Origin of the sequence: Thermogemmatispora tikiterensis (assembly GCF_003268475.1) — a bacterium.
In the GTDB taxonomy this organism is placed as follows: domain Bacteria; phylum Chloroflexota; class Ktedonobacteria; order Ktedonobacterales; family Ktedonobacteraceae; genus Thermogemmatispora; species Thermogemmatispora tikiterensis.
Window position 1 is genome coordinate 1,269,046 of the sequence record NZ_MCIF01000002.1, and the last position, 22,056, is coordinate 1,291,101.

At 59.3% G+C, this 22,056-nt stretch carries 18 protein-coding genes and 2 tRNA genes; 19 read left to right on the forward strand and 1 reads right to left on the reverse strand.

All coding sequences use genetic code 11. The features are described 5' to 3' along the window. Positions 1-12 precede the first annotated feature (12 nt). The 8 genes from A4R35_RS05205 to zwf all read left to right on the forward strand — a co-directional run bounded on the left by A4R35_RS05205 (position 13) and on the right by zwf (position 7,741). Positions 13-1,275, forward strand: coding sequence for an MFS transporter (locus tag A4R35_RS05205; RefSeq protein ID WP_189361355.1), 1,263 nt, complete (start codon positions 13-15; stop codon positions 1,273-1,275). Positions 1,276-1,429: 154 nt separating this feature from the next. Further along, positions 1,430-1,503, forward strand: a tRNA-Glu gene (locus A4R35_RS05210). Between the two features lie 313 nt (positions 1,504-1,816). Continuing rightward, positions 1,817-1,890 (forward strand) — tRNA-Glu (locus tag A4R35_RS05215). A gap of 301 nt (positions 1,891-2,191) precedes the next feature. Beyond that, on the forward strand, positions 2,192-2,587 hold the full coding sequence (locus A4R35_RS05220; protein WP_112427209.1) for a cupredoxin domain-containing protein: 396 nt from the start codon (positions 2,192-2,194) through the stop codon (positions 2,585-2,587). 368 nt (positions 2,588-2,955) lie between these two features. Continuing rightward, positions 2,956-3,639 (forward strand): hypothetical protein, encoded by a 684-nt coding sequence (locus A4R35_RS05225; RefSeq protein WP_112427211.1) that lies wholly within the window; start codon positions 2,956-2,958, stop codon positions 3,637-3,639. Positions 3,640-4,032: 393 nt separating this feature from the next. Beyond that, complete coding sequence (locus A4R35_RS05230; protein ID WP_112427213.1) at positions 4,033-5,007, forward strand: hypothetical protein; 975 nt, start codon at positions 4,033-4,035, stop codon at positions 5,005-5,007. A 208-nt stretch (positions 5,008-5,215) separates the two neighbouring features. Continuing rightward, positions 5,216-5,665 carry a hypothetical protein gene (locus A4R35_RS05235; RefSeq protein WP_112427215.1) on the forward strand — a complete coding sequence of 150 codons (450 nt, stop codon included), beginning with the start codon at positions 5,216-5,218 and terminating at the stop codon, positions 5,663-5,665. A 498-nt stretch (positions 5,666-6,163) separates the two neighbouring features. Next, the gene (gene zwf / locus A4R35_RS05240) at positions 6,164-7,741 is read left to right on the forward strand and encodes a glucose-6-phosphate dehydrogenase (protein WP_112427217.1); all 1,578 of its coding nucleotides are present in this window, start codon (positions 6,164-6,166) and stop codon (positions 7,739-7,741) included. Positions 7,742-7,920: 179 nt separating this feature from the next. On the opposite strand, the gene A4R35_RS05245 is transcribed toward zwf, so the two are convergent. Beyond that, entirely contained in the window at positions 7,921-9,396 is a 1,476-nt protein-coding gene (locus A4R35_RS05245) for an MFS transporter (RefSeq protein WP_112427219.1), read from the reverse strand. Between the two features lie 614 nt (positions 9,397-10,010). Between A4R35_RS05245 and A4R35_RS05250 the strand changes: the two genes are divergently transcribed. From A4R35_RS05250 to A4R35_RS05300, 11 genes are all read left to right on the forward strand, one after another. Further along, entirely contained in the window at positions 10,011-10,457 is a 447-nt protein-coding gene (locus A4R35_RS05250) for a carboxymuconolactone decarboxylase family protein (protein WP_112427221.1), read from the forward strand. 153 nt (positions 10,458-10,610) lie between these two features. Next, positions 10,611-11,624 (forward strand): catechol 2,3-dioxygenase, encoded by a 1,014-nt coding sequence (locus A4R35_RS05255; RefSeq protein WP_112427223.1) that lies wholly within the window; start codon positions 10,611-10,613, stop codon positions 11,622-11,624. 452 nt (positions 11,625-12,076) lie between these two features. Then, complete coding sequence (locus A4R35_RS05260) at positions 12,077-13,159, forward strand: cobalamin-independent methionine synthase II family protein (RefSeq protein WP_112427225.1); 1,083 nt, start codon at positions 12,077-12,079, stop codon at positions 13,157-13,159. 463 nt (positions 13,160-13,622) lie between these two features. After that, complete coding sequence (locus A4R35_RS05265) at positions 13,623-14,357, forward strand: response regulator transcription factor (protein WP_112427227.1); 735 nt, start codon at positions 13,623-13,625, stop codon at positions 14,355-14,357. Positions 14,358-14,540: 183 nt separating this feature from the next. Then, positions 14,541-15,041, forward strand: a complete 501-nt coding sequence (locus tag A4R35_RS05270) for a universal stress protein (protein WP_112427229.1) — start codon at positions 14,541-14,543, stop codon at positions 15,039-15,041. Between the two features lie 92 nt (positions 15,042-15,133). Next, positions 15,134-15,604, forward strand: coding sequence for a response regulator transcription factor (locus A4R35_RS05275; protein ID WP_112427231.1), 471 nt, complete (start codon positions 15,134-15,136; stop codon positions 15,602-15,604). Positions 15,605-15,714: 110 nt separating this feature from the next. Next, positions 15,715-15,810 carry a K(+)-transporting ATPase subunit F gene (gene kdpF / locus A4R35_RS05280; protein ID WP_112427233.1) on the forward strand — a complete coding sequence of 32 codons (96 nt, stop codon included), beginning with the start codon at positions 15,715-15,717 and terminating at the stop codon, positions 15,808-15,810. Between the two features lie 34 nt (positions 15,811-15,844). Beyond that, a complete protein-coding gene (gene kdpA / locus A4R35_RS05285; RefSeq protein ID WP_223258210.1) occupies positions 15,845-17,581 on the forward strand; it encodes a potassium-transporting ATPase subunit KdpA in 1,737 nt (578 codons plus the stop codon). A 3-nt stretch (positions 17,582-17,584) separates the two neighbouring features. Next, entirely contained in the window at positions 17,585-19,798 is a 2,214-nt protein-coding gene (gene kdpB / locus A4R35_RS05290; protein ID WP_112427235.1) for a potassium-transporting ATPase subunit KdpB, read from the forward strand. Positions 19,799-19,825: 27 nt separating this feature from the next. After that, positions 19,826-20,446: a potassium-transporting ATPase subunit KdpC gene (gene kdpC, locus A4R35_RS05295; RefSeq protein WP_112427237.1), complete on the forward strand. Its 621-nt coding sequence runs from the start codon at positions 19,826-19,828 to the stop codon at positions 20,444-20,446. 72 nt (positions 20,447-20,518) lie between these two features. Continuing rightward, the gene (locus tag A4R35_RS05300) at positions 20,519-21,886 is read left to right on the forward strand and encodes a universal stress protein (RefSeq protein WP_112427239.1); all 1,368 of its coding nucleotides are present in this window, start codon (positions 20,519-20,521) and stop codon (positions 21,884-21,886) included. Positions 21,887-22,056: the final 170 nt, after the last annotated feature.

Genomic DNA, 22,056 nt, shown 5'->3' on the forward strand with positions numbered 1-22,056 from the left:
AGGAAGGTTATCATGCGCTCTCCTCTCTTCGAGCAACGACGCAGCGCGCCCTGGCGTATTTTTGCTGCTTGTCTGACGTTGCTGATTCTGACGGTGCAATACACGAATTACAGCCCGCTGATCCCTGAGCTGCGAGCCACGCTGCAGATCAGCGCTGGTGAAGTCGGCCTTTTTTCGACCCTACTCTTTCTCGGCCTCACCCTGGCCTATCTGCCAGCAGGAGTGTTGATCGATCGGTATGGCGCTCGTCCAGTGCTACTGGCCTCGACGCTGCTGGCAACCTGCGGGGCCTTGCTGCTCCCTCTTGTTCCGCATTTCGGCTGGCTGCTGGCCATGCGACTCGTGACGGGATTGGGGATCGGCGGGGCTTTCGTGGCAGGCGCCAGCCTGGCGGCAGGTAGCGGTCGCCTGGCGGCCCTGGCCCAGGGCCTCTACGGCGGCTCAACCCAGGTGGGAGCCGGCCTGGGCCTGCTCTTGACTCCCTATCTCACCCGGCTGTTTGGCTGGCGTGGAGCTTTCTTTTGCTGGGGCCTCCCTGGCCTGCTCGGCGCGCTGATCTGGCTCCTGGTAGACGTTGCGGAGCAGCACCCGCTGCGCCAGGGAGGACTGAGGCGCGGACTCCGCTCGGGGGCCGTTTGGAGCCTGGGGCTGGCGCACATGGGGACGTTCGGTTTGGGGAATGCCATCGCTACCTGGATCGCACTCTACCTGGTGCAGCTGGATCACCTGCCTCTGGCCCTGGCAGCGACCTGTGGCTCGCTGGCTTTGCTGAGCGGGATGCTTTTCCGCCCGTTGGGAGGCTTGATCCTTGGGCGGCGCTGGCTGGGCAGCATCACCCTGGTACGCCTGATGGCCTTATTTTGCTGCGCAGGTATTATCTGCCTGGCTCTGCCCTGGCATAGCACCCCGCTAAGCTGGATCGGGATCACTTTGACGGCGATTGGCTCTAGCGCTCCCTATGCGGCCATCTTTAATGAGGCCGCCTCTCTGAGCAGCGTCGGCAAAGGCGTGGCTCAGAGCCTGGTGAGCGTGATCTCTTCGCCTACCTTGATTATGGGTCCACCTCTGATTGGCTTCTTGCTCGATCAAACGGCCAGCTACAGCGATGCTTTTGGGATCATGCTGCTCTTTAGTGCCTTGGCCATTGTGGCTGCGCTGGTCGCCGGACCGGCCATCGCTCGTGAGCACTGGGGAGGATACTATTCTGTGACTGATCCCTTACAATCTATGGCCACCACCTCGGGTGAGCCTTCCCCTTCCACTCGCAGCGAATGACTGGCAGCAGATCTGCGGCTCCTGGGTCTCAACTTCAGCCAGCACTCGCGATGATAGTCTTTCTGAGAAAAGTACTTGACAAATGGCAAAGGGTAGGGTATGATAGTTGCCGTCAGCGGTTCAGCTCCTGCTGACCTGAGTGCATCGCTTACCTGGCGCATTCGTCTAGCGGTCTAGGACACCGCCCTCTCAAGGCGGAGATCACGGGTTCAAATCCCGTATGCGCTACCCTTTCTTGCCCGAGGCCCGCTGGCTGGCTACGCCTCGGGCCTTTTGTTTGTGCGTCCCCTCCTCCTCCTCCCTCCCTCCCTCCCTCCCTTTCTCCGCGCCCTGATTTAGCCTGGCAGCTAGCTCAGGCTCCCTCAGCTATACACGCGCGCCGGGACGCTCCGATAGAGAGAGGACTTGAGCCGCGGTCTCAGTACTCAGCAAGCCAACCGCTGGGCCTTGGCTCCGGGAACCCTTGACAGGCGGCCAAGAATAGGGTATGATAACCGCGCCAGCAGTTGAGTCCCTGCTGACTTGAGTGAATCGCTTACCTGGCGCATTCGTCTAGCGGTCTAGGACACCGCCCTCTCAAGGCGGAGATCACGGGTTCAAATCCCGTATGCGCTACCTTTTCTCGCCCGAGGCCCGCTGGCTAGGCTACGCCTCGGGCCTTTTGTTTGTGTCGGCACGCCACGGTTGTCCCCCTGGCACGATCGTGTGTAGGGAGAGGTCCTTTTCCCTTCTCGCCACTGCCGGCTTTTGCTATAGTTATTAGCAGGGGCACCGCACCTGTTCAGGTAGCGAGCACTGCACCACCTGGCCGGCTACGCAGACTCCCGCATTAGCCGGTCCGCGCCAGGCTGACGGCAGCAGGATCTCGCTCGCCTGCTCCTTTTCTATCTCTCTATGACGAAAGGGATGTCTTCCTATGTATAAAAAGGTTGTTACGGGTCTGGTACTTCTGGGACTCCTCACACTGGTTCTGGCAGCCTGCGGTATCCGCGATACAGCCGCAGGTGCGACAAACACTGGTCCGACGGTGAAGATGAGTTCAACTGCGTTTGAGGTGACGCAGATTACCATCAAGAAGGGCCAGGCGCTTACCCTGGTAGATGATGTGGCCGTCCCCCACGTGATCAAAAACGGCACCTGGAAAGGCTCCAGCCCCGATGTGACAAAGGAGGCTGGCGCCCCAACGGTGGATCTGAACTTCAATGGAGTTCAGGGTGAAAGCGCTACAACCCCACCTTTCACCACCGCTGGCACCTATCATCTGCTTTGCACTATCCATCCCAACATGCAGTTAACCGTTATCGTCCAGTAGCAGGAGAAGCAAGGCCGCTCCCAGGCCAGCCAGAAGCAGCGAAGCAAGAGGGCCGGGTCGCCGGAGATCGCTCTTACCTGTCGCCTGTCACAGAGGACAGGAAGCTCTCTGGTCCGCCGGCCCTCGCATAGAGGTCAGTCTTGCTCCTGCCGCCACTGTCCTCTCCTCTCCGCCGCCACCCAGATCAGCCGCCGCCGTGGGTCCTACGCGCTTGCTAGTACTTTTTGTCACAAGCAGACGCCGATTCGCCGATGGCCAGGGACGGTATGCTATACTCAAGTCAGTCTCAAGCAGCGGCCCCTCATCCGGCAGCCTGAAACGCTGGCTGAATAGAAAGCAGTTGCTGCTATTTTTGTAGATGATGACTGATGAAGAAGACATTTCCTTCTTCCATTTATAAACGGGCGTTAAAGTTTAGCTCTCTGGGTCTGTTTTTAGCTTTTTGTGTAGTGATTGCCGCCTGTGGCAATAATAGCTCGCAAGCGAACCTGGAGAGCCCGAGCGTAACGGCTACCATTGTTTTCGGCACGAACGATTCTCCCACTCCGTCCCTGCCAGACTACCTCTGTGGTGCGTGGGCGACCGACACTTCACCACAGATCAGTAGCGGGAAGATGATCATGGTCTACGCAAAGTTTGTGCACACTGTCGATGGGAACCCGGTAGGAGTGGGAGATGCAACTGCGACAGCCACAGTGCGCTGGTGGGATGGCAGTGTGACGACGCAGACGGTGCAGACGACAAGCGACGGTCTGGCGGTGTTTTCCATCCCCCCTCGGGCGGATGCTGTCGGCAAGCTGACGCTGGTGAACGTGACCTTCAGCAAAGAGGGAACACCAGGCTGTACGGTGCCCCAGGCCGCCTATTTTACAATCAGCAGCGGTGGGACAGCGACAGCCACCAAGACGGCCAGCCCTCAAGCGACCGGTAGCCCGACACAGGAAACGCCAACGCCCACGGCTACTTCCACTGCCGTGCCGTTCCCGACCGTGACGATCACGGTGACGTTCCCTCCAGGGCCACCCCGAGGAACGGCCACTCCTCACCCGTGAGGCTACCTTTTGTGTTGGCTATGCCGCCTCCGGCGCTCGTCCGCCAGAGAGCGAGCTGAGTCGCAACCCGGCTCAACGCTAGAAGGCACCCAGGCCCAAGGTGCCGGTAGCATTTGGAGCCGGGTCCCTTTTTTTTGATCCGCCTTCCTACCAGGAGCGTCCCCTGCCACTGTCTCAGGAGATGCGGCGCTGTATCCCTTGAAACCTCTCTCAATTCGAGGCATAATTGCTGTAGAGAGAACTGTACCGGCGTGATGTGCTTCTATTTTGCTGCTCCTTCAAGCAGGTTAAGAAGCGTGCTATACTATCATGTGATAGATAGTGTCTGCTGACATCTCTCCATAGGTCAAGATACAGATCATTGCAGGCATATTTAGATATAGGAAAAGCACCATGACACGCTCTTCAGAGGAGAGACCACCTGAGCAGCGTACTCCAGCCCTCGACGAGAGTCAGCACTCAGCCAACCAGCATGAGGCCGCCTCCGCCAGCATGCTCAAGTCGTGGTCCGCCAGCCAGAACCGCGAGATCAATCTGGCCCAAACACGTAATCTTCAACGCCAGCTTGTCTTACTACGCGAGGAGAACAAGCGCCTGCGCACTGAGCTGGCCGAGCAGCGCGCCGAGCTGGAGCGCCTGGTCGCCGCTTATAACGCCCAGCAGGCTAGCTTCGACGAGGAGCTGGCAGCCCTGAAAGAGGGACATCAGCAACAGATTGAGCAGTATCAGGCGCACCTCCGCGATATGCTGGCGGAGAATCGCCACCTCCAGGCAGAGAAGCAGATCCTGCAAGGGCAGTATAAGGATCTTCAGAGGAATTTTCAGCAAGCAGTCGAGGAAGAGGCGCACAAGATGATAGCAGAGGCGGCCAATACGATCATTATGCGCCCCGATCATGTCCCTTCTCTGTTCCAGGATGTTAAAAAGACAATTGAGCTGAAAGTACGCCAGGAGGAAGATGAACAGGCCGCTGCCGCTCTCTATCTGATACGCGACGCACAGCGCCGTGCCCGTCAGCTTGAAGAGGAGCTGGCCCACGAACGCCAGCAGATCGCCAGCGAGCGTCAGCAGCTCCTGCAGATGCAGCAGAGTATCCGCGAACAGGCTGAGCTACGCTACAAGACGCTGGTCTCCCACCTTGGTGGACGCTGGTCGCTGGCCGTGACCCTCTCGGTCTTGCTCCTCATCGTACCTCTGCCGGTGCTTCAATCACTGTTCTATTTCGTATTACACTTTCCAGCGATGGTTTCTCTCTATGTTCCAATTTTGATCTGCTTGGTATTGATCACCATCTTCGCCCGCCTCCGTGTCGCAATGGCAACGTACTACTCCAGCGCCCCCAGAAAGTCTTCTACCACTAAAACGTGATTTACTCCATAAATAGGATATCCAGTTGACACAGACCCTCTTTTATCACTTTTCTTCGCACTATTTTTCTTGTATAACAAGAAAAGCCCGAATTGCTCTAGACAAATTTTTGTCTTTCATGTACCCTATATAAGGGGAGCTGTGTAGCTCCCCAGTCTACAGTCACTGCCCCCGTTCGTGGCAAGGAAGGAACGGAAAGGGGAAGGTTATGTCGAATCAGTTGCAACTGCAACAGGCCACCGAACAGGATGAGATCATCAACGAGGTCTGCAACCTGGCCAGCAAGCTAGCCAGTGTCTTCCATGAGCCTCCCTGCTACTGGACTGCCGCAATGCTCCGCAAGTGCTACCAGCAATCATACGCCGCTTTCTCCGAGTCGCAGCGCTCGCCCTGGGAGCAGCGTCGCCGCTGGTGGGTCCTTCACTATGCTGACATGGCACTCTATGCGTTCTGTTGTCGCGCCGAAGGAAGCATCGAGGAGCTGGAGGACTTTCAGGATGTTACCCAGACCCTCAATCGCACGCATGGTTACCGCATCACCCTCCGTCAGGCCGCGAATGCCGCTATCGCTCGCCATTCGCTCTACCTACGCGGTTCCCTCCCCTCGCGCGAGGAGAGTCGACGCGCGGTGTTGGAGGCTCTCCAAATCGAAGCCTGACGCCAGTCCTTAAACTGGCCATTCCTATCCTCCACCGATCTGAGCAGGCCGTCAGCCCGCTTGTCACCCGACTTTCTCCTGCGACCCGTTGCGTCTCCCCGTTGCCCGGCGGAAACAGGCGGGGGCTGACGGCTGGTGAAGGTAGCCGTAGCCACTATACCAACACGCTGAAGCTTCATAGCCTTTCCGCGAGTGTATTACTTGGGGCCAGGGCAGCGAGGACTGCGAGCGCTACTTAAACAGTCTGCTCGCCCTCTTTCCTCCACCGCCTGGTCCCCACTTTGATCGCTTGCTGTCGACCAGCGGTCGACAGCCTGCCTGTCTCCGCAGTCAGACCGTGTAACCCCTGGCTGGATAGCGGCTGGTCATCCTTTTTTGCTACAATGAGGGTAGGAAACAGAGAAGACCGCTGGCCGGCCCTTTGCCTTATCCGCAACGAGCCACTGATCTGACCAAAAAAAGACCGGTCCAGACGCCAAGGAAGCAGGAGAGACCTCGATGGCGAACGATACACAGGCGCAATCCTCCCTTCAGCCTCACGTCATCTGGCAGGATGGTATTCATCCTGAGCCTTGCATTGTGGTCATCTTTGGGGCCACGGGCGACCTAACCCGACGCAAACTGCTCCCAACCCTGGCCCACTTGATGCACGCCCACCCACAACCCCAGGGTTTCGTAGTGGTAGCTTTCGCCCGCCGCCCTTTCACACAGGAACAATGGCGCCAGCTTGTCGTGCAAGCTCTTGCCGAGAACAGTCCACCCGAGCTGGGCCTGGATGAGGAGGCCCGACAGTCTTTCGCCCAGCGTACTTTCTATTGCCAGGCTAACTTGAATGAGTCCGCAGGCTATCAGAAACTCGCTCAGCTGCTTGAGCAATTGGATCAGCAGTATCAGACCCGCGGCAATCGCATCTTCTATCTGGCTATCCCCCCTGATCTCTATGCTCCGGTAGTGCATATGCTCGGAGAAAATGGACTCGTCCATCGCCCTCACGGCGGCCACCGTGCCAATCATCATGGTCCCTGGAGCCGCGTGATCATTGAAAAGCCTTTCGGGCGCGATCTTCCTTCCGCCCAGAAACTTAACCGCGAGATCGCCCGCATTCTGCACGAGGATCAGATCTACCGCATCGATCACTATATGGGGAAAGAGACGGTACAGAATATCCTGGCCATGCGCTTCTCAAACGGCATCTTTGAGCCACTCTGGAATCAGAAATATATCGATCACGTGCAGATCCTGGTTGCAGAGGATATCGGTATTGGCGGACGAGCCGAGTACTATGATGAGGCTGGGGCCATTCGTGATATGGTGCAAAACCATATCTTTCAAGTGCTCTGCCTGACGGCAATGGAACCGCCTGTCGCCTTCGAGGCTGATGCGATCCGCGACGAGAAGGTGAAGCTGCTGCGCGCTATTCCTCCTCTGACCCCCGAGGAGGTAGCACATCAGGTGGTGCGCGGCCAGTATACGCGCGGTACTATCAACGGCCAGGAGGTTCCCGGCTATCGTGAGGAGGATGGGATTCCTGCCGATTCGTCGACCGAGACCTTCGTGGCGCTCAAACTCTTTATCGAAAACTGGCGCTGGGCCGATGTACCGTTCTATATCCGTACGGGGAAACGCTTGCCAAAACGCAGCACTGAGGTGACTATTCAGTTCAAGCGCGTGCCTCATCTACTCTACAAGCCAAGCGAGGCCCGTGAGTTGATCCCTAATCGTCTGACGGTACGTATCCAGCCAGAAGAGGGGATCACGCTGAAGTTCGGGGCCAAAGTACCCGGCGCCGCCCAGCGGCTTAAGTCGGTTGACATGACCTTCTCTTACGCGACAGCTTTCCAGACCGAGCCACCCGATGCCTATGAGCGCCTGATCGCTGACTGTATGCTCGGGGATTCGACGCTGTTTATCCGCCGCGATGAGATTGAGACCGCCTGGCGCATCATTGATTCTATTACAACGGCCTGGCAGCAGATGCCAGCAGACAATGTGCGCCCTTATGCCGCCGGGACCTGGGGGCCCGCCGAGGCGGAAGAGCTGATCCGGCGCGATGGGCGCGAGTGGGATACCCCCTGAAGGCTGGCGTGGCGCGCTTGCCGCTCACCGGATCCCTCTGGTACCTGGCTGAGTAGTAAGGCAGCTCCCTGCCCTGGTGCCTTCTGTGCCTCGCCACCAGCAAGCCCAGGGAGCCATCAGACCAGACACCTCACGCACCAGCCAGGCTTGCTGTTTGCCTGGCTAGTGCCCTGGGGCAATCAGCCATGACCTTCATCGAAGCACTCACTGACTGAAAGAGGACGAGCTACCTTCTCTAGCGATTGCCGCTCTGCGTCAACCCCAAAAACCATTTCTACACCTCCCGCAGCCGCCATCACTACAGCCCCCAGGAGGTAGCCAAAGAAGACATTGATAGCCCCGCCGGACTGGATCAGCAGGCCAAAGAGGAGCGGAGCCACCGCTGAAGCACCTGTACCAACCGCATAAAAGAGGGCAATGGCCTGGGCCCTTACCTCCAAGGGGAAAATTTCGCTAACTGTGAGATAGGCCGAGCTGGCACCCGCTGAGGCGAAGAAGAAGATGACCGACCAGCAGAGCGTCTGAGTGACTGCCGTTAAGCTCCCCCGCATAAAGAGCCAGCCAGTGAGTACCAGCAGTATTCCCGGCAGGATATAGGTAAAGCTGATCATCTTGCGTCTTCCTAGCGTGTCAAAGAAACGCCCCAGGAGCAGCGGCCCAAAGCAATTGCCAATCGCGAACGGGATCAGATACAAGCCTATGGCCTCATCTGGCACCCGATAAAAGCGTGCAAGCACAAGACCATAGGTGAAAAAGATGGCATTATAGAGAAAGGCCTGGCCAACCAACAGGGAGAAACCTAGCAGCGAGCGCGTCGGATACTCTTTGAGTATGATACGCACCAGCGTTTTCAGACTTACCATGCCCACTGGATGCATCTCGATCGTCTCACAGGTCTCGGGCAGAGCAGTCAGATGTTTTTCCTTGACTACAATGCTTTCAATCTGACGTACAATACGTTCTGCCTCCTCAAAACGTCCGTGCATTAAGAGCCAGCGTGGACTCTCTGGAAGATTACGCCGTACCAGCAATACCCCCAGGCCCAGTATGGCCCCCAGCGCAAAGGCCAATCGCCAGCCAACGTTCACGGGAAGAAGATGCGGGTTAAGCAAAATCGTGGTTAGCAAGGCCCCGACAGCAGTCCCTAACCACCAGGAACCGTTGATCGCCAGGTCAACCTGACCGCGCATCCGGGCGGGGATCAACTCATCAACTGCCGAGTTAATCGCTGCATACTCGCCTCCGATACCAGTCCCCGTTAGGAAACGGCAGGCCGCAAACCAGAGAAAGTTGAAGGAAAAAGCGGTGGCTACCGTTGCCAGCAGGTACACACTGAGAGTGATCAAAAACAGCAATTTGCGCCCGAAACGATCGGTCAGGCGTGCAAAGAAAAAGGCGCCAAGCACAGCTCCAATCAGATAGGCTGTACCAGCCGAGGCGACCTGAACGCTTGACAGGTGGAGCGTACGTGCATCTGTCAGGACAGCTGCGATCGAGCCAATAATGGTCACCTCTAGACCATCGAGAATCCAGGTGATTCCCAGCGATATGACGACCAGCCAGTGCCAGCGACTCCAGGGAAGGCGATCCAGCCGAAACGGAATACTGGTCCTGACTTTCTCTGGGCTAGTTCTCAGATGCGTGGATGTGGTCATCCTGAACCTCCTTTTGTCATACTCAGCACGCGCTTGTCCCCACTCAGTTTGGGCGAAAGCGGCTCTCACTCAGGCGAGAGACAGCACTTTCTTCCGCCAGACAAAAACTACCTCTCTCCCCCAACGCAGGTCGAGGAGAAGTTCAGCCTTCCACATCAAGCGAGCCTTCTGGCACTGCTAAGGCTCGCTAAATGCAATCAGACTGGTCTATTATCCAGATAGAAAATGCTGGCGATCTCCATTTATTCAAGTCCAGAGTAAGCCCAGATTGTAAAATCTCCTTTGATCACTATAGTCAATTTTAAAGACTATTTCTCATGATATATTTAAGAATGGCATGGTTAACCACGACGGAGCGGTATTACAAGGGCAGATAGGCTATCTCTTCCACGGTCATATGCTCCCAGCTCCCCACACACCTGCTCTGCTCTACCCCGGGGGATCGGCTTCGTTTTGTTTGGAGGTACGCTGATCCACTGTTGACTTGGAAGGTCAAGAAGATGCAGGCCTGGCAGCTATTTTATGGTATCATGTATACAAACAAAGACGCTCGCCTCGTATGCAGGCCGGCTATTTCAGTCAGCCCACTGAAGGGCAAGGAGAGAGACGCGCATATGAGCCACTCTCAAGGGGGAGAGCAGCTTCCTGAGTTGAAGCTGAGCCAGGAGCAACTGGCGGAGCTTCGCCAGCGCTATACTGAGCTGATTGGCTTTGTTCCCCCGCGGGTTCAGGCCCGAACCGATCTGCTAGCTCGCCTCGATCCCGACTTCCTTCTGCTCCAGGAAGAGATCCGCCGGCGCGCTATGTATCCCCCATGCTTTGATACAAAGACAGCCCAGTTAATGCTCTTCGGCATGTTGCTGGTGCTGCTCTCTGATGCGGCTCATCTGCATGCACGCGCCGCCCGGCGCGCTGGCGCCACCTGGGAAGAACTCAACGCGGTGGTCAATCTGGCTTTTCTCTTTCGCGGGTTGCCCGCTGGCAATCTCGGTGCCCAAATTCTTCAGCAACTGGTCGCGGATGAAGACCAGCATGGTTCAAAGGAGTCAGAACCACGTTGACGCGAGACGGAAGAGCAGGACATGAGCCTTGCCAGCTACAGGACAGACCTCTATCCTGTGCTGTGCTCAACAGGGCCTACTGCAGCCGCAGGCAAGGTCAGAGCCTGTTCTCCGCCGCGCTGCAATGCCGCAATCAAGAGAGGAGATGGCCCCATGACGGATTTTCAGGAGCCAATCAGGGATGTTGCCCACCTGGGCCATGTTGAGCTGCTTACCCCTCGACCTGCCGAGAGCCTCTGGTTCTTCACAGAGGTACTCGGAATGACGGTGACCGACCGCCAGGGCCAGTCGGTCTACCTCCGCGCTTACGGCGATTACGAACACTGTACTCTCAAGCTGACCGAGGCACCCCACGCCGGCCTCGGTCATGTCGGATGGCGCACGGTCAGCCCCCAGGCGCTGGAACGACGCGTTCAGGCGCTGTCTTCTCAGGGCTACGGCCAGGGCTGGATCGATGGCGATGTCGGCCACGGGCGCGCCTACCGCTTTACTGATCCCGATGGGCATGTCATGGAGCTGTACTACGAGGCTAAAAAATATCTGGCCTCGGCAGAGCTACGCTCCCGCCTCTACAATCAGCCCCAAAAGTTCACTGGCCACGGCGTGGGTGTGAAGCGCATCGATCATGTGAACCTGATGTGCCACGATATCACGCCCAACCGCCTCTTCCTGCAGGAACAGCTCGGATTCCGTCTGCGCGAGCTACTGCAACCGGAGGAGAACGGTGTTGAGGAAGGAGCCTGGCTCAGTGTGACGCCGCTCACCCACGATATCGCCTATATGCGCGATTTCAGTGGCGCGCACGGGCGCCTGCATCACATCGCTTACTGGCTGGATAGCCGGGAGGAGGTGCTACGCGCCGCCGATATTCTGTCAGAGCATGATATCTTTATTGAGGCGGGACCAGCGCGCCATAACGTCTCGCAGGCGTTCTTCCTTTACCTGTATGAGCCAGGTGGCAATCGGGTCGAAGTCTACTCCGGCGGCTATCTCGCTTTTGCTCCCGATTGGGAGCCGATCGTCTGGCGCCGTGAGCAGCGCGGGCGTGGCGTCTATTGGGGCGGCGCCTTGCCAGAGAGCTTTAAGACCTACGGGACGCCGGTCATCGAGCCAGTGCAGGCCGGTCAGGGTGGACAGACCCCAGCTCCTGTCTTCGATCCTCTCTGACAGAGGACAAGAGCACGCCGCTCTCGCTCTTGATCTGCTGCGATCGGCCTGGCCGGTCACTATCTCGCTAATCTCCACTGGTTGCTGACGTGACTATCGGGCCAAATAGTGGCTTGGCTTGCCGCGCGCTCCAGGCCGCTCCGCTTCTTGATCGGGCCTCCCAAGATAGGATCTGAGGCGGTGGCTTTCCGCCTGCCGCTCACTCAGGTCAGACCGAGATGTTGCTGGCTGTTCGCTTTCCGCGTTCGCTGACCAGCCCGGAACGGCATGTCGCCAGTCACCAGTCCCTCGGCAAGCGGCGGGTGAGATAGAAGGGCCGCTGCCTGGCCAGGGCCTGGCCGAGACAGCCGGTAAAACCCCTCTCCCTCGCTTACGACTGCGGGTCAGAGGGAGAGGGGTCAGTCAGTGAGTCAGAAGAACGAGAAGTGCATGAAGGAAGAAGGAGAAGCGCAATGGTCTACCATAGCGAAGTAATCGGCAGTCTGCTCCGTCCCCCCTATCTCCATCAAGCGCGCCAGCAGTTAGAGGAGGGAGCGATCAGCGCCGCCGAATTTAAGGCCATCGAGGACCGAGCCGTCGATGAGGCGATCGCGCTGCAGGAGGAGGCCGGCATCGAGGTGATTACCGATGGAGAGCAGCGACGCTATGCCTTCTTCGGCCATCTCATCGAGGCCCTCGACGGCTTTGATAAGTATGGCGGCTGGGCTATTCCTTTTCGCGATGAGAGCGGCGAGGAGCTGGTAATGCGCCGTCCAGTGGTGGTGGATCGCTTGCGCTGGCGCCGCAATATGTGCAGCGAAGAGTGGGTCTATCTGCGTGCGCGCAAGAAGCACGCTGGTAAGGTGACCATGATTAGCGCTCAGCAGGCCGCGGCCTACTACGATCCTGAGAAGTCGAAGGGCGCTTACCCTACGCTCGATGCCTACCTCGCCGATATCGTTGATATCTCCCGCCGCGAAGTCGAGGAGTTGATCCGCCTGGGTTGCACCTATATCCAGATCGATGCCCCTCAGTACGCTGCCCTGCTCGATCCCCAGATCCGCGAGGGCTATCGCCAGCGCGGCAACGACCCCGAGAAGCTCATCGATCGCTGCATCGAGCTGGATAACGCCATTATCGATGGCCATCCGGGAATTACGTTCGGTATCCATATCTGCCGCGGCAATAATCAAAGCAAGTTTTATGCCAGCGGCGATTATGGACCAATCGCTCGCATCTTCCAGAAGACGCATTTCCAGCGCTTCTTGCTGGAATACGACGATGAGCGCTCGGGCGGCTTCGAGCCACTGCGCTATATGCCAGAGGATCGCTTTGTGGTCCTGGGTCTGGTGACGACGAAGAAGCCACGGCTGGAAAGCCGCGATGAGCTGCGCCGGCGTATCGAGGAGGCGACGCGCTATATTCCTTTGGAGCGGCTGGCGCTTAGCCCGCAGTGTGGATTCGCTTCTACCATCGAAGGGAATCGCCTATCGCTCGAAGACCAGCGCCGCAAGCTGGAATTGGTGGCCAGCGTGGCGCGCGAGGTCTGGGGCTAAGTGGCCCTCTCAGGCACAGGCCGCTGACATCTGGCTTTTCTTTTCCCCTTCTCTCTCGGCCAGGCGACGATGGGCCAGGACGGCTACAGGCAACATTCCCGACTCCTGACCCATCGTCTCCATCTGCCCTTGATGGCCCTCCTCGCACGGGTGTGAGGGCAGGCAAAGGTCCTGTCCAGCTTCAACAGCTCTTCTTTCCTTCCACCCCCTCCTTATTGCAAGGTCTCTCCTTCTTCCAACTCGACATAGCTGGCAGCTTGCTTTCCGGGAGCAGAGGCGTCGCGGCGGAACAGGGCCATTTTTTGAGGAAATCCTGAGAACCAGACCCCGAACTTCTGCCCGTTTTTTGACCGTTCTCAGGCTATACTGGCCCTTGCCGAGGGTAGGTAAGGACAAACGGACCAGTGGCAGCGGAGAGACAGATGGTTCGGTTCTGCTGCCTGGCTGCGGGAGGTGTCATACTATGGCGAGCTTTGGGGCCACCATCCTGGTGGTCGAAGATGAGCCGGAACTGGCTGGCGCTCTGGAGCGCAGTCTGATGGCTCACGGCTACCGGGTCCAGAGTACCGGCAGCGGAGAGGAGGCGCTGGCGCTGTTCAGCCGCACTCATCCCGACCTCGTGCTGCTCGATTTGCTGCTGCCCGATGTAAGTGGCCTGGAGGTCTGTCGCCGTATCCGGGCTGTCTCGCCGACGCCAATCATCGTGCTCTCGGTGAAAAATAGCGAGCACGATAAGGTAGAGGCCCTGGATTTGGGGGCCGACGACTACGTGGCCAAGCCGTTCGGGATCGCCGAGGTGCTGGCCCGTATCCGCGTGGCCTTGCGCCGGCTGGAGCGACAAAATGGACATTCTGCGGAGGAGCAGGTGCGCATCGGGCCGCTGGTGGTTGACCTGGGAAGTCGCCGGGTGCTGCTCAATGGACACGATGTAGCTCTGACCCCGACTGAGTATGAACTGCTGAGGATCTTCGTAACGCATCGCGGTAAGCTGCTGACACGCCAGATGTTGTTGCAAATGCTCTGGGGTGCAGCCTCGTATGATCGCATGCATAGCCTCCACGTCTATGTGGCACAGCTCCGGCAGAAGATCGAGCCTCGACCCGGCGAGCCACGCCTGATCTTGACCATTCCCGGCGTGGGCTACCGCTTCAGCGATGAGGTCGAGGCTGCTCGCGAGCTTGACTCTTCAGAGCCTTGAGTTTGTCTTGAGTCCTTGCCCCGCCCTCTGGAGAAAAGCTTGAGCAAAGTGGGACAAACTCGGAACGCATCCTGAGCAATCCTGCTCTACACTCTAGCTGAGAGCAAGCCGAAGCAGAGAAGTGCCAAGGCTCCGCTATCGGTGGCGATGCGATGGCGAAGCCGCAAGAAGGGACAGATCAAGATGAGCCGACGCTGGTTACTCCCCTTTAGCTGGGAGGTCGATGTAGAGGCGATCGATGCCATTATGCGTCTCGCCGCTCTGGAGGGAGCAAGCTTGATCGCGCTCTCTCTGCTGCCAGGGGCAACGACACGCTCGCCCTATAAGCTGCGCGCCGAGCACTGGCAGCAGTCACAGGATTTCCTGGAAGTGGTGCGCTGGAAGCGCCAGCGCTACAGGGTCAAAGGCGAAGCCTATGAGCTATTGACCGAGGATGTCGGGCAAAGCATTGTGAGCTTTGCTCACGAGTTTGCCTGCGATCGAGTTCTCGTCATCCGCCGTCCGCACGGTGACGCTCTGCTGCCCGCATCACAGGTCCAGCGGCTCGTGCGCGAGCGCCTGGTACCCCTGATGCTTTTTTACCTACCAGAGCAGTCTGAAGGTCTCTCACTTGTGCAACGGTTCTGCGCCTGGCTGAAGGTCCACAGCCTTGGACGACTGGCTCGCATCGGCAGCGCTCGTTAGATAGCATCACTAAGGCCAGAGGCGCTAGAAAGCTATCAATCACGGCTTGCTGGTTTTATTATGCTCTATAGAGCAGAGGTATATATTAAGCGATGAAAACGGAACATATCTTGATTGCGACCAGTGATGTATTCCTCGGCCCTCTGCTGCAGCGGGCACTGCAAGCTCAGGGCTACGAGACGACACTTTGCGAGACTGCGGCGGCAGCCCTGGCTCAGCTTACAGGGAGAAAAGCCGCTCTGCTGATCGTCGATCTGGCCCTGAGCGACGATACTGGCTGGGGTCTGCTACGCCAGGCCCGCGCACGTGGCTTACTTGCTCCACATGCTACGGAGCAAGGCGATCCCTGTCTCCCTGTCATCCTGTTGTCTGCTAATCCGCTTCAGGTATGGCACAGAGCCGAGCTGCGTCCGCTGGCCTGTCTGCCGCGTCTCTGCCCACTTGGCGCCGTGTTGCGGCTGGTTGCCAGAGCCTGTGCCCGCCAGCGAGGGGAGCAGGTTGCCCATTCTTCCGCCCTACCAGATACAGAGAGGCTGGCTTCTGAGGAGTGGCTCTATGCTTGATTTGCTGATTGTGCTGGTGACCTTGCTCATATTCCTGATCTTTGTCGGTTTCACGCTAGCCTGCGAGCGCTTGTGAGCAGGCCCCGCAGAAGGACGAAGGAGCTCTCTCGATGAATACACCACTGGAGTACTTGCTGACCGGTTTGAGCGCGTTGCTGTTGCTGATCTACCTGTTCATCGCACTACTGAAGCCGGAGCGCTTCTAAATCTCTCATTCAGCCATAGGGGATGGCTTTTGCAATGTTTATTACTTTCAACAGCTTTGTACAGATTGCGCTCTTTTTAGCACTTGTGCTAGCGCTGACGAAGCCGCTTGGTCTCTATATGACCAGGGTTTTCAACGGCGAGCGCACCTGGCTGTCGCCGGTCTTCGCTCCGCTAGAGCGCTTTCTCTACCGCGCCTGCGGCATTGATCCCGCACGGGAACAACGCTGGACCGGCTACGTGATCGCCATGCTGGTCTTTAATCTGGCTGGCATGCTCTTGCTCTACGGGCTGGAGCGGACACAGCAATGGCTGCCGCTGAATCCGCAGCATTTGGGGCCAGTTGAGCCACAGCTGGCGTTTAACACCGCCGCCAGTTTTACGACGAACACGAACTGGCAGAATTACGCCGGCGAGCAGACTATGAGCTACCTGACCCAGATGGTCGGCCTGGCTTACCATAACTTTATCTCGGCGGCCACCGGTATGGCCCTGGCTGTGGCCTTAGTACGCGGCCTGGCCCGCCACAGCGCCGAGCACCTTGGTAATTTCTGGGTCGACCTGACGCGCGCCACGCTCTATATCCTGCTGCCCATCTGCCTGGTCGGGGCCCTGGTACTGGTTTCACAGGGCGTGGTCCAAAATTTCAATCCTTACACGGTCGTCCATACACTCGATGGCGGCCTGCAGGTCATTGCTCAGGGGCCAGTAGCTTCCCAAGAGATTATCAAAGAGCTGGGGACCAATGGCGGTGGCTTCTTCAATGCCAACTCAGCCCACCCCTATGAGAATCCGACGGCCCTGACGAATCTGATCGAGATGCTGGCGATCATCAGCATCGGGGCCGCCATGTTCTATATGTTCGGACGCATGGTCGGCGATACCCGTCAGGGCTGGGCCTTGTGGGCCGCCGCTGCCATCCTCTTTGTCCTCGGCCTGGCTGTGGCCCTGCCCGCCGAGCAAGGCGGGAACCCCCTGCTCGCGCATCTGGGGGACAACCAGCAGGCTTCCGCCCTGCAGCCCGGCGGTAACATGGAGGGCAAGGAGGTGCGCTTCGGCATCACTGACTCCGTGCTCTTTACAGTGACGACAACCGCCACTTCCTGTGGAGCAGTCAATAGCTTCCTTGACAGCTATACGCCGCTTGGCGGTCTGGTGCCTCTGGCCAATATCGCTCTGGGTGAGGTGATCTTCGGCGGCGTCGGTTCGGGCCTCTACGGCATGCTGATGTTCGCCATCCTGACCGTCTTTATCGCCGGGCTGATGGTAGGGCGCACGCCAGAGTACCTCGGGAAGAAGATCGAGCGTAAAGAGGTCATGATGGCTGCTCTGGCTCTGCTGATTAGCCCGGCCACGGTCCTGGGCTTCGCCGCCGTGGCCAGCGTCTTGCCCCAGGGCCTGGCTTCGTTGACGACGAATACTGGCCCGCACGGCCTCTCAGAGATTCTCTACCTGTATACCTCCTCGAACGGCAACAACGGTTCAGCCTTCGCCGGCCTAGCTGGCAATACGCCTTTCTACAACTGGACCGGGGCTCTGGCTATGCTGATCGGGCGTTTCGCCTTCCTGATCCCCATTCTGGCCTTTGGCGGCTCGCTCGTCGGCAAGCGCGTTGTCCCCGCCGGACCAGGCACCTTCCCGACGACGGGGCCGCTCTTCGTCTCGCTTCTGGTGGGAGTGATCCTGATCGTGGGAGCCTTGACCTACTTCCCGGCTTACGCCCTCGGGCCAATTGTTGAACATTTGCTGATGCTGGCAGGAAGGACCTTCTGAAGAATGAGCAGTCACACACTGGAAGTGCGACCGTGGAAGACACGGCGCAAAGGAGCCGTTTCGTCTTTTGATCCGCAGATTGTGCGCCAGGCCTTACTGGATGCGTTCCGCAAGCTTGATCCGCGCTGGCAGATCAAGAATCCGGTGATGTTCGTGGTGGAGGTCGGCAGCGTGATCACGACTATCGAGTTCGTGCGCCTGCTGCTGACCGCCCCCGGGCCGGCTTTTCCTGCCGCGCGTTTACATAACGAGACGCTCTTTGTGCTGGCCGTCAGTCTCTGGCTCTGGTTTACGGTGCTCTTCGCCAATTTCGCAGAGGCAATGGCCGAGGGACGCGGCAAGGCCCAGGCTGAAACACTGCGCCGCGCGCGGACGACCACAATGGCCAAGCGCCTGCGCCGTCCCGAGCGCTCGGCTCCCTGGGAGGAGGTGCCCGCACCCGCCCTGCGCAAAGGCGACTATGTGCTGGTGGAGGCTGGCGATGTCATTCCCGGCGATGGCGAGGTGATCGAGGGCGTGGCGGCGGTCGACGAATCGGCCATCACCGGCGAGTCGGCTCCGGTCATCCGCGAGAGCGGCGGCGACCGCAGCGCTGTGACTGGCGGGACACGCGTACTCTCGGATTGGATTATCGTGCGCATCGGCGCCAATCCTGGCGAAACTTTCCTCGATCGCATGATCGCCCTGGTCGAGGGGGCGCAGCGCCAGAAGACCCCGAATGAGATCGCCCTCAATATTCTGCTGGCCAGCCTGACCATCATCTTTCTGCTGGTCGTAGTCTCCCTGGAACCGTTTGCCATCTACTCGGGAAGCCCGGTCTCGATCACAACGCTCATCGCCCTGCTGGTCTGTTTGATTCCGACGACCATCGGCGGCCTCCTCTCCGCTATCGGCATCGCGGGCATGGATCGCCTGGTGCAGCGCAACGTGCTGGCTATGAGCGGGCGCGCCGTAGAGGCCGCCGGCGATATCGATGTGCTCTTGCTCGATAAGACGGGGACCATCACTCTGGGCAATCGCCAGGCCACGCGCTTTCTGCCCCTGCCCGGCATCGACGAGCAGGCCCTGGCCCAGGCAGCTCTGCTGGCTAGCCTGGCCGACGAGACCCCCGAGGGCCGCTCGATTGTGGCGCTGGCCCGCGAACGCTCCGCAATCGGCGAGGAGGCCAGCCTCCAGCAGCAGGCTAGCCGCTTCGTGCCTTTCTCGGCCATGACCCGCATGAGCGGTCTCGATGTGCTGGCTGATACCGACGGACAGGCTGCCAGTGTTAGGGGCGAGGAGGAGGCGGCTCCCCCTGTGCGCACCATTCGCAAAGGGGCTGCTGAAGCGATTATAGCCTATGTGCACGAACATGGCGGCGATAACACACATGGTGAGCTGCTGCAGCGCACGGTCGATGAGATTGCTCGCGCTGGAAGTACACCATTGGTGGTCGCTGAGACCTGGCGCACCGGCCAGGATCATCAGGAGCAGGCCCGCGTACTGGGCGTCATCGAGCTGAAGGACATTGTCAAGGGCGGCATGCGCGAGCGCTTCGAGCAGCTGCGTCGCATGGGTATTCGTACGATTATGATCACAGGCGATAACCCGCTGACTGCAGCGGCGATCGCTCGCGAGGCCGGCGTCGACGACTTCCTGGCCCAGGCTACACCAGAGACCAAGCTGAAGCTGATCCGCGAGCAGCAGGCCGGCGGACGCATGGTGGCCATGACCGGCGACGGAACCAACGATGCCCCCGCCCTGGCACAGGCCGATGTCGGCGTCGCTATGAATAGTGGCACGCAGGCCGCCAAAGAGGCCGCCAATATGATCGATCTCGATTCAAACCCGACGAAGCTGATCGAGATCGTGGAGATCGGCAAGCAGCTGCTGATCACACGCGGCGCCCTGACTACTTTCAGCATCGCCAACGATGTGGCGAAGTACTTCGCCATTATCCCAGCGGCCTTCTCGACTACCTATCCACAGCTGAATGCTCTGAATATTATGGGCCTGGCTACCCCACACAGCGCGGTGCTCTCGGCGGTCATCTTTAACGCCTTGATCATCATCGCCCTGATTCCGCTGGCCCTGCGCGGGGTCAAATACCGCCCGTTCGGGGCCGGGCCATTGCTGCGGCGTAACCTGCTGATCTACGGCCTGGGTGGCATCGTGGCCCCCTTCGTGGGCATCAAGCTTATCGATCTGCTGCTCTCGCTGTTGCACTTAACGCTCTAGGCCATCTTGTTCAAGGGGATGAGCACCATGCATCTGTCATTGAAGTCTCTCTTGCGCGAGTATCTGCGCCCGGCGCTGATGCTAACGCTGCTCCTCACTATTCTGCTGGGCCTGCTCTACCCAGGAGTGGTCACCGCTTTGGCGCAGCTGCTCTTTCCTTACCAGGCCAACGGCAGCCTGCGCTATGCCGATGGCCGGCTGGTCGGTTCAGAGCTGATCGGCCAGTATTGGACCTCGCCCAAGTACTTTCATGGACGGCCCTCGGCCACGCTGAGCAATGACGGTAGCCACGTCCAGCCCTACAATGCAGAGAATTCCGGCGCCTCTAACCTCGGACCCACTAACAAGGTCCTGGTGCAGACGGTGCAGCAGCGTATTGCCGAGCTGAAACGCGAGAACCCGGATGCTCCACCGGGTCCGGTGCCCGCCGATCTGGTAACGGCCTCCGGCTCGGGCCTGGACCCTGACATTTCGATAGCCGCCGCGCTCTACCAGGTGCCGCGTGTGGCCAAGGCGCGCGGGCTGAGTCAGGAAACGGTGCGCCAGCTTGTACTGAGCCACGTTCAGGGGCGCTTTCTGGGCATTTTCGGCGAGCCTCATGTCAATGTGCTCGATCTGAATCTGGCGCTCGACGCCCTCAAACATTAGGGCAGGTCGAGCAACTGAGGAAATGGATCAGCTGGAGAGGCCCACAGCCCAGCAGGGAGGAGCCTGCCGATTATGAGCGAGCAGAGAGAAAGCCGCGAGCCCAGCGATGGGCGCCCCTCTCCCGAGGAACTGCTGCAGCGCTACGGCCTGCGCGATGAGGATCTGGCCGGGCAGCAGCAACCCCAACAGGGAGCCGGGGCGGCTGGCAGCAACCACAGGCCGGCTACAGGCCCAATCCCAGCACTGGGGGCACGCCCTCCACGGCCTTCTTCAGGCCGCCGTGGGCGCCTTCGCATCTACCTGGCCGCCGCCCCGGGAGCAGGCAAAACCTATGCGATGCTCAACGAGGGTCACCGACGCAAGAGCCGCGGAACTGATGTGGTCATCGGCTACGTCGAGACCCACGGGCGTCCACGTACCGCCGAGCAGATCGGCGATCTGGAGATCATCCCTCGCAAGAAGAGCGCCTACCGCGGCCTGACCCTGGAAGAGATGGACCTGGAGGCCGTTCTGGCACGACGTCCCCAGGTGGTGCTGGTCGATGAGCTGGCCCATACCAATGTCCCCGGCTCCAGACATGAAAAGCGCTACCAGGATGTGCTGGAGCTGCTGGAGGCCGGCATCGATGTGGTGACTACCCTCAATATCCAACACCTGGAGAGCCTCAATGACATTGTGGCTAACATCACGGGCGTGCGCGTGCGCGAGACGCTGCCCGACTGGATTCTCGACCAGGCCGACGAGGTTGAGCTGATCGATATCTCACCCCATGCCCTACGCCAGCGCATGAAACATGGCAACATCTATCCTCGCGAGCGTATCGATGCCGCCCTTAATAATTTCTTCCGCGAGGGGAACCTGACGGCCCTGCGCGAGCTGGCCCTCCGGCGCACTGCCGAGAAGACCGAGGCCCAGCTGCAGCAATACATGGCCTCGCATAGGATCAATAAGCTCTGGCCAGCCTGCGAGCGCGTCCTGGTCGGCTTCGATCACCGTCCTCACAGCCGCCAGGTGATCCGCGATGCCTGGCGCCTGGCGCACAGCCTCCAGGCTCAGCTGATCGCCGTCTCCGTAGAGCCAACTGGCTTCGCCTCTGTGACGGCACGCCTGGTGCGCCTGCTCAAATATGGCCGTCGCTTGCGCGCTGAGGAGGAGGCGGCGCGGCGCCGTCTTGAAGCACACGCCTTGCTCGCTGAGGACCTGGGGGCCGAGGTGCTCCATGTGCGCAGCCCTGACATTGCCCAGGCGCTCGCTACCATCGCCCGCGAGCGCCGCGTCACCCTGATCGTCTTGGGCCTCCCAACACGCCACCGTTGGGAGGAGCTGCTGCGCGGCTCATTGGTCAATCGCCTGCTCCGCCTGAGCAACGACATCGATATTCACCTCGTGCCACGCCGTCCCGAGAGCGAAGCGGAGGACAGCTCTTCATCCCACACATAAGCTCCTGGCCCGGCTGGCAGACGAGCGGTCCGCATGGTTGACAGCCAGACCGGCGTTCAGCCGCGTTCCTGTTCCAGAGCAGGGGCTTGACAGCAGCGCGCCCAGGCTGCTATACAACCTCCTATATACTGCTGATGAGACTGCCCTCTCTGGGGGAGCGGAGAAGAGGA